This is a genomic window from Thalassospiraceae bacterium LMO-SO8, assembly GCA_031655335.1.
Lineage (GTDB): Bacteria > Pseudomonadota > Alphaproteobacteria > Rhodospirillales > Casp-alpha2 > UBA1479.
In genome coordinates this window covers 565774-577547 of record CP134226.1, presented here as the reverse complement: position 1 = coordinate 577547, position 11774 = coordinate 565774, and the positions used below count along the sequence as shown (strand labels likewise).

Sequence of the window (11774 nt, the reverse complement as noted above, 5' to 3'; positions counted from 1 at the left end):
CGGAATCCAGATGTCATCAGTCGCGGTAGAGGTGTCCGCGGGTCAGGGGCAGGTCGTTGGCCAGGCCGTTCGTGAACACGACGTGGAACAGTCGATTGTCGCCGTGCGTGAACGAAACGGCGGATACGGCCATATACAGTCGGTACATGCGCACGAAGGTCTCATCGAACATCTCGCGGATGCGATCCTCGTTCCGATTGAAGGAATCGAGCCAGGCGTTGATCGTCGGCGGATAGTGCAGGCGAAGGTTCTCCACGTCGATCACGTTCATGCCGGCCTGTGCCGCGTTCTCGACAAGCTGGGTCAAGGTCGGGACCCGCGAACCGGGGAACAGGTATTTTTCGGTCCAAGGGTCGTTATGGTGGGGCGTGTCGTTGCCGATGGTATGGACCAAGCCCAGGCCGCCGGGCTTGAGGACCTCGCTGATCTTCTTGAAACAACCCGGGATGAAGCGCCAGCCCACATGCTCCATCATCCCCACCGTGACCAGCTTGTCGTAGGTCCCTTCGATCTCCCGGTAGTCGCGGAATTGGACCTCCACCTTGTCCGTCAGGCCCGCTGCGGCGATCCGTCGATTGGCGAAATCGACCTGTTCTCGTGACAAGGAAACGCCGACTCCGGTCACGCCGTAGTGCTTGGCGGCGTGGATCAAAAGACCGCCCCAGCCGCAGCCCAGGTCGGCGATGTGGTCGCCGGGGGCGAGCATCACCTTGCGGCAGATGTGGTCGAATTTGTTGATTTGCGCCTGGTCGATGGTGTCTTCCGGCGTGTGGTAGTAGGCGCAGGTATAGGCCATGGTCGGGCCCAGCAGGAGTTCGTAGAACTCGTTGCCGATGTCGTAATGGTGGGAAATGTTCTTGCGTGCGCGGGTGAATGTGTTCTGGTTCAGGATATAGGCCACGGCCATGCGCACCTTCAGGCCCAGCGATATGGGATTGTTGGCGAAGTCGACGGACCAGCTGAGCCGAAAAAGCTCCTGCAGGTCGCCTTCAACCTCGATGTCGCCGGCCATGTAGGATTCGCCAAAGCCCATGAAGGCGTCGGCAAGCGTGCGGGAAAGTGCCCGCTTTTCCTTGAACCACAGCACGAATGCCGGGGAGTCGCCGATTTCGATCGTCTCTCCGTCCCAAAAGCGGACCGTGAAACTTGCCTCGGGTTGGGCACGCTGTATGGCATGCGCGATGTCGCGGATCGTCTTCTTCATAATTCCCCCTCCTGCCCCCAATGGTGGCGTGCATTAAAGTTGGATATCAAGGAGTTGTGAAGGACGAAATCGGACGCGAGGGGCGGCGGGGGGCCGATTGCATTCCGATGCCCCATCATTTATTCAACGAAGGGCTAGGATAGGCGGGGCCCGGCATGATCGACAAATCCTACTACGATGCCGATATGGCGATCTATTACGCGGATTTCCTGGCGTCCTTCGCGGTGTTCGCGGCCTGTTTCATTTGGGCCCTCGAAACGGACGGCTGGATGCGTGTCCTGCCCATGATTCTCGGCAGTTTGTCCCTGTATCGGGGCGCCTGCTTCGCGCACGAGATCACCCACCGCCAGGGGGACAGGAAGATGAGACGCTTTGCCCTGCTGTGGAACCTGACGGTCGGCGCCGTCATCCTGCTGCCCGCATCGCGGTTTTATAAGCCGCACCTGACTCATCATTCCCTGGGCGTGTTCGGGACCAAGGACGACCCGCAGTATCTGCCGCTGCGCACCAATCACGCCCTGATGATCTTCGTCGTGTTCATCGCGCCGTTCCTGATGCCGTTCCTGAACCTGTTCCTGGCGACGACGGCCAGCCTGGGGGCGAACGCGGAAGAAGGGTTGGAACGCGTGCTCCGGCGGCACGGCTTCACCATGGGCAGCGATGTCGAGGAACGCTACCGCAAGGAAATCACCTGGCTGAGCCGCTACTCGCTTGTCATTTTCGCTGTGTTTTGTCTGACGGCGCTGCAATGGCTGCCGATCTATTACGCCATCCTGGTCGGCGGCTGGATGGCGGGGACCATGCGGATTCCCTTTGAACACCGCATGATCGGGCATGTCGCGCAAACCGACAAACGGGACCATGTGCTCGACAGCTTCACGGTGGAGGCCCCCCTGGCGGCGCTTCTGCAGCCGCTCGGCCTGCGCTTCCACACCGCCCATCACATCTATCCGGGCGTGCCCTATCACAACCTGCGCCGGTTGCATGAGGAACTGAAGGGGCGGGGCGACAAGGACTACAACGCCAACGTCATTCCGTTCTGGCGCGCCGTCCGGGGCCCGCAACCGCTGCCCGTGGACGAAACCGCGAACCCATAAGCGGCCAACGCCGCCCGGGCCGCCAAAGGCCCGGCGTCTGACCGGCTATTTTCGAAATTCAGAGACATAATGGCGGAGAGGGAGTCCGCCATTTACCTTTGATAATAAAGGGAATAATTATAATTTGAGATAATACCTACGTTTCTACCCACGTTCTAAATTAGGTAGTTGACCCGATTTGGAAAGAAAGTCGTGTCGGCGTCAAAAAGGCAAATCCGTGGGGCGAAGCTCGTCGAGTTGCGCATGATCCTGATAATTCCATTAGCCTATGGCCTAAGTGGCATACTCTACGAAGTTCCATAGCCACTCGCGAACGTCTTCACCTAGGCCTGGGGCATCACAAGATTCGTGCACAAATCGAAATGCTTCGGCTTTTAAAAAAGCGCGATCTGCGAAACCGTCTTGAATGACTGAATCAATATACCGCGGCAGGCGATCAGCAACCTGTGCCGATGATGTCCCCTTTCCGAATTTACGACTGTACCAATTTGAAAAATGTTGGATCCACGAGAGAAAATCCGCGTCCAATATATCACGGCAGTATCGCGTTTTTATTTGATACACGGTATCCCAAGTCTCGGCTTGTTCGTTACCTGGGCCGACAAGTTCGACTTCCCAGCGGGGCAGTCTCCAGCCGCCAATCTCGTTGCCTGAAAAGAACTCACTGGCTGCCAAGCTTATCGAGAATACAGGACCAGAGTATGGGTCTGAGCATCGTCGTCTTGATCCATCGGCTTTGTGAATAATGTCTGTGGTGTGTTTGTAGGTTGAATTGCATTCATGGCAGGTCGGGGGAAGATTGCGAAGGTCGGCTGCTGAGAAGGGATACCGAGGCTTGTCCAACAAATGGTCGAGCGCATGTCGGGGCGCGTTCGGCGCTCTGAAGTAATTGAGACCGCAAAACGGGCATATTCTAATTCCGCTGAGGTATATGGCCCTGTACTGAATGTCTCTAAGGCACTCCTCGCCTTCTTTGATTTCACCCAACTGATCGTATAAGTAATCAAATAGTTTTCGAACCTTCGGGCGGATGTTCAATGGCAAGCCTGACAAGGATGGACAAGGGGTATGGTTCGAATAAATGCCTGGTAGATCCGTCTGGCGCGCAATTGCCTCACGCACAGTCGCTTTTTCTTGATCATTGAGCTCTGCGTATAACTCCCAGAACTCTTCAAGTTTTCGTCTTAGGCCGGTTCGCCGCCTGAGAACTGTTCGTCGTGCATTTGGCAAGCACGTCGGCCATTCTACGGGCGCGCCTCCAGCATCAATAGCATCCATCCCAGCGATCAATACATCAATGACTGTTGAGTTCAGCCAGTTCGATGCCAACGCATTAGCTGGGTATGAAAATAGCATTAGACAGGCTGGTTCTTCAGTTTGCGCAGATGGTCGGCAAGGAGAGCCTTGCCTGTAGATGGGCCCAGCTCTTTGAAGCCTGCTTCTACCTCCTCCAAATTTTTTGACTTTAACAATCGCTCGATCTCTTCCTCTGCGATCTGCGAATTTGGGGGGCGAATGTCGAAACACATTTCGAGAATGCGATCGAAAGCGGTTCCAAACGTCTCTATCTTTGGTTCTGCCACTTCGACTTTACCGGTCTGTTCGTTCCGCGAAAAAATCATGACCTGCTCGCGTGGCATGTCCGATGGAACAAACGGGGCATGCGTCGTCAGCAAGACTTCTTGGTTGCCACGATTGCCCGTCATATCCATCAAACGCCGGACGAACTTCACGCGCCATTTTGGATTGAAATGTGACTCCGGCTCATCGAGCAGAAAAATGGCGTTTGTATCCGTGACCATGGCATACGTGCCGAGGATCAAGGCCTGTTGGTGCTCTCCGTCTGAAAGTGAAACGTAGTCGACTGCTTCTGCACGATTGCCCTCCGGCCAAAACCGCACTTCTTCGAACCCGAAAACCATGTCTTCTTGCTGTGGCTCCGGCAGTCTCGATGCAAACCGCCTTTCCTTGACCGCCTTTTCCAGCCGGTGGCGTGCCGCGCGTGGGATCGCGAGATCGTTCAGTAGGGCAAGCTTGTGCAACGATCTGTAAAGCGAAAAAGCTCCGTCCCAAAAATGGGAAAACGCGTCGCGGGTTGCTTTGGTAATGAAGAAATCAAACGTGTAGGTCTCCGACTTTTCGTCAATGTGCCAACATGTGGCCGTGCGTTTTAGCCGGTCGATGATGGCTTCGAGCTCTTCAGTCAGTTGTATGCCTTTTCGTTTCGACTTGGCCGCGCGCGTTTTGGGTGCCTTGGGAACAGCCGAATGCGCCAGGCGCACAACGCATCGGCATGACGCGAGGTCTCCCAGTCGCGCATGGCGAAGTAGCTCGCCTCGAACATGCTCCGAACCAAGTATTAGGTTCGAAAACAGAACTTCGAGGTTGGTTCCGTAGTCGATCAGCATCAGTCGGTTGTCTGGTACGGCGCTCTCGCCACTATCACTCAGAGCTGCGCGAGCGACATCGTCGGCATATCCGCTTCGGCTAGCGAGGAATGGTAAACTAAGCGTTTCATTATCGCCGGAGGTGTAGCCGATCACGATCGATGGTAGGTATTGCCCAAATTTTTTAGAGGAGGACTTGATCACTTCATCTTCGCCGAGGTGGAGCTCAATTGGGCCTGGTTTTTTTCCCTTAAGTGTCCTTACAAGTCGGACCGTCTCTGCGTTATCTTTTCCATCGGGAGAAATCATGTATGTCAGGTCGAAAAGGACTTCTGCGTTCGCGCTTTTCCGTTCCTCGTTTGGCGCGTGTGCGTGCCAGGCTGCTTGAAATATCTCGGCGATCAGCTGCAAAAACTGAGATTTGCCCGATCCGTTCGGGCCAATGAGGCACAAAGGCGCAAGCGGTTCATTCGTTTTGCCGTCCATTTCCCGGCCGAACCAGATTTTTGCACCGTCAAATAGACCGCCCCCAGCCGCAGACTTCTCGATCTTGAGGGCCCGGAGTCTCATTGCGTGACCCTTCGAAGGCGCATGCGAGCCTCGTCCTTGTTGAATACTTGCTCCAGCTTTGGCTTTGCTCCGCCCAAAAGATCAAACAGAGCATCGCGTAAATCGTCATGGGGCAAAATGACCCGTTTGGCAATCTCTTCGAAAGGCAGGCCGTTCTTGGGCCATTCTGCGCTGTCAGCCAACAAGAGCTCTTTGGGATTTGTCTTCATGGGATCTACTTTCGTCCGTCTCTGACGCGACTTTCTAGGCGCGTCTGCGCGAGCTTCGCGAATGCGTGCAAGAAGCTCGCTTGCTGGTTCATCGTTGGGGTCTTGGGGGACGAGTTCGCCCGAGAAAGCCTTCGCGAGGATTCGTTGATCCAGTCTGTCGGTGAGTTTCAGGGCCTTCTCGGACTCTGTAACGAGGCGGTCAATTTTGGCGAAGTCGGTTTCGATCCGGCGGATAATCTCACGTTGCTGGTCGATGGGTACAATTGCAATTGGTAACGAACGAATGGCGGCAGCGTTGATGTTTGGTTGAGCAACAGCTTGCGTAGAGACGCCTAAATGCTTTTGTCCGCTAGGAGACACAAAATATAAGAATGCAAAACGAGGTAATAATACCGAAGTGTCCACACGCACTCTGATCAGGTAAGCGCTTGGTAGCGCAACGGCATCGTCATCCTCGAACAATGCGCACTTCCCGATTGAGCCTGTTCTGGTGACGAGAATGTCGCCGCCATGCAGTTTCCATTTCTCTAGGTCTTTGTCGCTGACTTCGACTCGGGGGGCTAGATCAGTCGTCGCCGTGCCATCGTCTGAAAAATCAGTTGTACGAATTGTTGGTACGCCACCTACTTGCACGTAGGCTTCTTTTGAGAAGCGCGGCCCGTAGAAAGTCGAGACCAAGCGGCTGTCTAAGGTCGTGTTCGGAGATGGAAGCCGAGCATCTAGAGCCGCGTTCTTATACCGCTCAGTCAGTCTTGCGATGGCGGTCAGGTGGGCGCGGGCGTTGGTAGTGTAGCCGCTGAGGGTTTCGAGCTTCTTAACGATCCTCAATTGCTCGGGGAGTGGAGGAAGAGAAATCGGGCCATTCAAAACGTCATCATCCCTTACAGCAGGGTACATCGTGCCGTCTTGTGCTTGTGAGATTTCGTCAATGAAACCCGGTGAGCCGACCCACCGGAAGAGATAACCTGGTTCAATCGCATCGTTCGCACGTAGAACGCTTATGCCTGTCGACGTTAGCTGATTGTCGAGTTCTTCTGGAACTTGAGCGACGTTTTTTAAATAGGTGCGGACTGTCGAGAACAAGACATCGTTGGTCTTTATGACCCGACGTGCTCGAGACGGTGCCTCTCGCCCAAGAAACTCCTTTGGAGCAGTAATTTTCTGAACTGAATTATCTATCGCCCCGATGTCGACATAGAGGAACGACTGGTCGGGCGTTCTTCGGGGGTCAGTTGTCTCGTAATCCGCAACTGTATCTAGAATAGAGGCCTCTACCCATCCCTTCGGAAGCCCGCTCATCTAATTGCCTCCGGTTGAGGAGTGTCTTCCAGCTCTTCACTCAACGCCTCAATCTCATCGAGTGCGGCGCGAAGATGGCCCATGATCGCAGCCGCGAGCTCGTCGGGCTCGGTCATTTCATCTTCAGGGTCACCGCTTTCATCGCGCAGCCATGTCCAGTCTAGGTTATCGCCTCGCGCGGCAATCTGGTCGCGCGTCAAACAGCGCCAGCGGCCGGACTCGCCCGTATCCACTCGCTCAGAACCGCCCAAGGGATCTGAACCAAAGGCAGCCTCAAAGTCTGAAAAGTGTTCTACGTTCAGAGCGTTAGTCTTGCCAAATGACGGCATGTTGGTGCGCAGATCGTAGAACCAGACAGCTTCCGTCGCTTGTTCCTTATGATCATCAGGGTAAACCTTGTTCGTCACTCGAGAGAAGAACAGCACATTCGTTTTGACCCCTTGGGCATAGAAGATGCCCGTGGGTAGGCGCAGGATGGTGTGTAAATTGCAATTCACCATTAGAAAGCGACGAAGTTCGGTTCCCGTACCTTCGCCGAACAGAATATTGTCAGGCATGACAATGGCGCAGCGCCCGCCCTTCTTCAGGTTACGAACAGCGTGTTCGAGGAAGGGCATTGGCCCCACGCGCTCGCCCGCCGTTATTGTGAAATCGGGGCGGTTCACATTCCCCGACATTTTATTAAAAGGCGGGTTCGTGAGGATTACCTCGGCCTTGCCAATGGCCTCTCCCTGGGGGGCGCAACTGTCTTCGCATCCAACGAGGCTTTCGATCCCGTGGAGTAGCATGTTCATCACACATAAGCGGTGAGTATCTGGTACCCATTCGTGACCGACAAATGCCTGGCGGCGCTGGAAATGTGCTTTTGCCTCCGACAGCTTGAACAAATCGTCGGTTGCATCCTTTATGTAGCGATCCGCAGCGATCAGAAATCCACCAGTGCCCGCGGCCGGGTCTTGAATAACCTCTCCCGGTTGGGGTTTAACGAGGCGGATAATGCAGTCAATCAGTGCTCTTGGTGTGAAGTACTGCCCAGCCTTGGACTTGGTGGCCGAAGTGGTTTTTTCTAACAAGCCTTCGTAAAGATCACCCAACCCATCTTCGCGCGCCGTAAACCAGTCGAGCTTGTCTATGTTCGTCGTCAGCGTCTTGAGGTCTTTGGGGAGGCGCAGATGCGTCATGGCATCGGTGAAAATCGCCAACGTCACTGGGTCGTTAGTTTTCTCAGGGTTGCCTAACTCCAGCAGCATCTCTTTGTAATATTGTAACTGGTCGCCGCCCTCGGTGTTGGCCAGCTTCCGCCACGAATGTCCATTGGGCAGGCGACCTTCCTGCTTGGTTTCTTCAAGCATTTTCAAAAAAAGCAGGAACGTTAGTTCGTTGACGTAGTTCGAATAGGACACGCCAGCGGATTGGAGCGTTTTGCATTCGCGCCAAAGCTTGGCGACGATATCGGCGGTATTCGGGTTCATGCGCTCGCTTTCCAGAGTTCTTCGTTGAAATCACTGAGAATGGTCTCGAGTTGACCATTAAACACTCGGTTCAGGCGGTTAAAACCCCCCTGAGCCGCGAATGTACCTTGATCGATACTATTGCGGTCTACCACGATTTCCTTAGTGATCTGCTCGGCGATGCGGCGGAGCCAGGTCTTCTGCGGCTCTGTCCATTTGGCTTTGGCCAAGATGGATTTGGTGGCAGTTTCGACACGGGTCTCAAAGGGGATCAAAGGGTCGCCCAACGCAGCCTGACGGATGAAGCCAATGATGGAGGCCGCTATGTCTTCGTTAGAGGCATCGTTCCAAGCGCGGCGCAGGTTGGTCTCAGAGAAGCCCATCTTATCAAGTTCTAGCCGCAGGCTCCGCAACTGCGCTCGCGTCAGTTCACGTGGGCGTTGGACCACGACCGAAAGTGCGGCAATCCGATTTTGATTGTTCTTTATGAAGGAAGTGAACGTGTCGAGAAAATCCTCAGGCTTCTCATAGTTGCCATAGCCGGTTGTGACGGCGTGCATGCTGTCATGGTGGGGAGAAATCGGAATCAGGTTTGGGCCAGATCCGTCGGGGTTCCAATCCAGAATTTTTCCCAGCTCGCCGAATTTCTTGGCAAAGGCTACAGCTTGCTCGGGGGTATGGTTCTTAAGGCGATCGCGCAGCTCCTCAACGGTTTCGCCAGTGAGGTCTTGGACTGCATCCGCCACCTTGCTGGGCAACTTGCGTAATCTGCGGTGCAATTTGGTTAGAATTTGATCGCGCACAAGCGCGCGCTGATCCGCTTCTGTAACGTTCGCAAATTCGTCGAATAATTGCTCGAAAGTTAGCTTCGGATCGCTGGCAACAGGTTTCATCTGCGTGAGGCTTTGAAGAGAAGCATAGAGGTCTACTGCATCGAAAATGCGGAACACCTCTTTGCCGATTTCATCGCAGCGGCGGGTGGCTCGTCCGAGCATTTGCTCGTAAAGAATTCGGCTGTTTACGCGCCGAATGAAGACCAAGTTGGTGATTTTCGGCACGTCAATGCCAGTCGTCAGCAAGTCCACCGTGACAGCGATCTGTGGAAAGGCATCGTTGCGAAAAGACCGGATTAGTTTGCCAACGTTATCGACGCTGCCAGTGATCTTCCGGATAGCGGCATCCTCGATTGAACCATACTGCGCGGCGAATGCTTTTTTCAGTTCGTGAACGACAATATCTGCGTGAGTATCCGTGGCAGCAAAAACTAGTGTCTTACCCTCCAGGCTGGGGTCGATGTGTCTGGCTAGCTCTTCGGCTACAACTTGGTTGAAGGGTTGAGTGATGACCTTTCGGTTAAACGACTCGACCTGGAACTCTAGTTCATCGGGCGCAATCACGTTCTCGATCTCGCCGGTTTTGGTGTCCATCACCTCTACGTCCTCGCCGGCTTCAAAGACGATCCCAGCTTTGCTGAGTGCCGTTTGAAATCGGATTGGAGGTTCGTGGTCGATTAGCCAACCGTCAACTACGGCCTCTCGATAAGAGTAGGTGTAGATTGGATCCCCAAAGATCTGTGCTGTGTGCAGCGCGGGCGTCGCGGTCAGGCCGATCTTGACCGCGTCGAAGTGTTCCAGGACCCTACGGTACTTGGAAATATAGTCCTCCTGGCCCCGAAAGCTTAGCTCCGCATCGGACATCTCACGGTCCAGCAAGTATCCTCTGTGACACTCATCGATTACCATTAGGTCGTACTGCCCAATGGGCGGGACGTCTGCAGGATCAGAGTTATACAGAACTCGCTTCACCAACCCTTGGATTGTGCATATATGGACACGGGTTTCGGAGTCCGGTTTGATATCCGTAAGGCCCTTGATCCCAAAGATCTGGCCAAAGGTCTTTGGCCCCTCAATCGCCGTGCTCATGAATTCGTCACTGGTCTGTGTTCCGAGTGCCGAGCGATCAACGACGAAGCAAATTCGACGGAACCGTTTAGTAGAGAGCAGCCGGTACAGCATCGCGATGGCGAGCTTTGTCTTGCCGGTGCCGGTTGCCATCGCGATGAGCATTTCCCGCTTTTCGGTAACAAGAGTTTTCTCGACTGCTTGGATCGCTTCCTTTTGATAGGGCCGAAGCTGAAAGCCAAAGTCGAAGCTTCGGGTCTCGAGCGCAGTCTGGGCCTTCTCTTTCTCGACCTCTGATAGGGAAACCAATTCATCAGGGGTGAACCATCCCATGAGTGCGCGGCGGAGATTATTGGCCAAGCGAACATCACGGAACCAAATGCCGCTTTCTGTTTCCACTTGTTTTAAATATGGCCTGCCATTTGTGGCGAAAACAAACGGCACAAAATATTCATTGTCCCACGCCGTCTTATTCTGCTCCCATTCAAATCCCTTGGAATAACGCTCGGCTTGATCAATGGCGGCAGAAATATTTTTTTGATACCTTTTGGCCTCCACGATACCCACGCATTTTTCTCCAACAAAAAGTGCGTAATCTGCTGGGCCTGACTTTGTCGGCCATTCGGCAATTGCCAAGTTACGCCCCTTCACGGGCCGAACTCCCATGCTAGACTTAATTTTGCTGGTGTCCGCTTCCCAGCCCCGATCCCGAAGCTGCTGATCGATCAAGGCACGTGTGGATTGCTCGTCGAGGACAACGGCCCCAGCCGCCTCCTCGACTGCTTGGGCGAACGCAATGCGCTCCGCCGATGACTGGTGGCTGGCCTGTTCGGAAAGCTCTTGGAGTTGTCGATCCGCATCTTGCGCGAGTGCTTCCCAAGTTTGTCGTTCTTCGATTTCCCGCCTATGGCGCTCCTCTGCTGTCTCCGCGGCGAGGAGAGCTATTTGTCTTTCCTCCTCGGCCTTTTGAACCGCTGTAAGCGCGTCGTTACGCTCAGCTCTGAGCCTCTCAAGTTCGGCCTGCAGGTCGGCTCCAGAAGTATCTGGGGCTTTGGGTGGCAAGAAAGGACCGGGTGAAAATTTTCGCTGGGCGGTCGTAGCCCGTACATGCCAAACGCCGAGCTGAACCGCCATCTTGAGGCATGCCAAGGCTTCACGATGATCACCGCGGCCTTCATGTACGGCAGCATTTCCGAGCTTTCTGACGTGATGCAGAACATCCAAGACGCGATCTGGTGCAGCACGTTCGTACTTCATTTTGCGAAGCAGATCGGCCTGTGTATCGATGTCCTGAATCTCAATGCCCATCTGGGCCGCGTGCCGTTTAGTGAGCCGCTCGCTAAATTGCCGAAGCTTGATCAAACTCGTGCTTGGATCATCCTGGAAATAGCTTTCTGCGAGCTTGCCAAGGTTTGCAAGTTCTACATCCAAATAATCGAGAAACTCAAAATTACTAATCATTTGTCAGGGCACGCCATGTCGACTAGTTGATTGAGACGGTACGGTAAAAATCAGGAACATCCAAGGGTTGTGGAAATGAGCCGCGGGATGCGGTTTGGTCCTCGTGTTATCTATCTCTCCTTGCCCATATCAGTCATTCGCATCTAGTCGAAAAAACACTGCGCGTCTCCCGGTCACGCTGTGACCCCATCTTGC

The 11774-nt window shown here is 54.3% G+C and carries 7 protein-coding genes; 1 reads left to right on the top strand and 6 read right to left on the bottom strand.

What is annotated here, in order from left to right; all coding sequences use genetic code 11:
* Window positions 1-16: 16 nt before the first annotated feature.
* Window positions 17-1204 (bottom strand): cyclopropane-fatty-acyl-phospholipid synthase family protein, encoded by a 1188-nt coding sequence (locus RJ527_02750; protein ID WND76669.1) that lies wholly within the window; start codon window positions 1202-1204, stop codon window positions 17-19.
* 155 nt (window positions 1205-1359) lie between these two features.
* On the opposite strand from RJ527_02750, the gene RJ527_02745 reads away from it, so the two are divergent.
* Window positions 1360-2301, top strand: a complete 942-nt coding sequence (locus RJ527_02745) for a fatty acid desaturase (GenBank protein WND76668.1) — start codon at window positions 1360-1362, stop codon at window positions 2299-2301.
* A gap of 273 nt (window positions 2302-2574) precedes the next feature.
* On the opposite strand, the gene RJ527_02740 is transcribed toward RJ527_02745, so the two are convergent.
* From RJ527_02740 to hsdR, 5 genes are read right to left on the bottom strand one after another with little or no spacing between them, the layout of a single operon-like run.
* A complete protein-coding gene (locus tag RJ527_02740) occupies window positions 2575-3657 on the bottom strand; it encodes a hypothetical protein (GenBank protein ID WND76667.1) in 1083 nt (360 codons plus the stop codon).
* Window positions 3657-5258, bottom strand: a complete 1602-nt coding sequence (locus tag RJ527_02735) for a restriction system-associated AAA family ATPase (GenBank protein WND76666.1) — start codon at window positions 5256-5258, stop codon at window positions 3657-3659. The genes RJ527_02740 and RJ527_02735 overlap by 1 nt, the downstream gene beginning before the upstream one ends.
* On the bottom strand, window positions 5255-6766 hold the full coding sequence (locus RJ527_02730) for a restriction endonuclease subunit S (GenBank protein ID WND76665.1): 1512 nt from the start codon (window positions 6764-6766) through the stop codon (window positions 5255-5257). The genes RJ527_02735 and RJ527_02730 overlap by 4 nt, the downstream gene beginning before the upstream one ends.
* Window positions 6763-8238: an N-6 DNA methylase gene (locus RJ527_02725; GenBank protein ID WND76664.1), complete on the bottom strand. Its 1476-nt coding sequence runs from the start codon at window positions 8236-8238 to the stop codon at window positions 6763-6765. The genes RJ527_02730 and RJ527_02725 overlap by 4 nt, the downstream gene beginning before the upstream one ends.
* The gene (hsdR, locus tag RJ527_02720) at window positions 8235-11579 is read right to left on the bottom strand and encodes a type I restriction-modification system endonuclease (GenBank protein WND76663.1); all 3345 of its coding nucleotides are present in this window, start codon (window positions 11577-11579) and stop codon (window positions 8235-8237) included. Before hsdR ends, RJ527_02725 begins: the two co-directional genes overlap by 4 nt.
* Window positions 11580-11774 lie beyond the last annotated feature (195 nt).

Coding starts and splice junctions, on each gene's coding strand:
- RJ527_02750 (WND76669.1), bottom strand. CDS start 1,204: ATGAAGAAGACGATCCGCGACATCGCGCATGCCATACAGCGTGCCCAA.
- RJ527_02745 (WND76668.1), top strand. CDS start 1,360: ATGATCGACAAATCCTACTACGATGCCGATATGGCGATCTATTACGCG.
- RJ527_02740 (WND76667.1), bottom strand. CDS start 3,657: ATGCTATTTTCATACCCAGCTAATGCGTTGGCATCGAACTGGCTGAAC.
- RJ527_02735 (WND76666.1), bottom strand. CDS start 5,258: ATGAGACTCCGGGCCCTCAAGATCGAGAAGTCTGCGGCTGGGGGCGGT.
- RJ527_02730 (WND76665.1), bottom strand. CDS start 6,766: ATGAGCGGGCTTCCGAAGGGATGGGTAGAGGCCTCTATTCTAGATACA.
- RJ527_02725 (WND76664.1), bottom strand. CDS start 8,238: ATGAACCCGAATACCGCCGATATCGTCGCCAAGCTTTGGCGCGAATGC.
- hsdR (WND76663.1), bottom strand. CDS start 11,579: ATGATTAGTAATTTTGAGTTTCTCGATTATTTGGATGTAGAACTTGCA.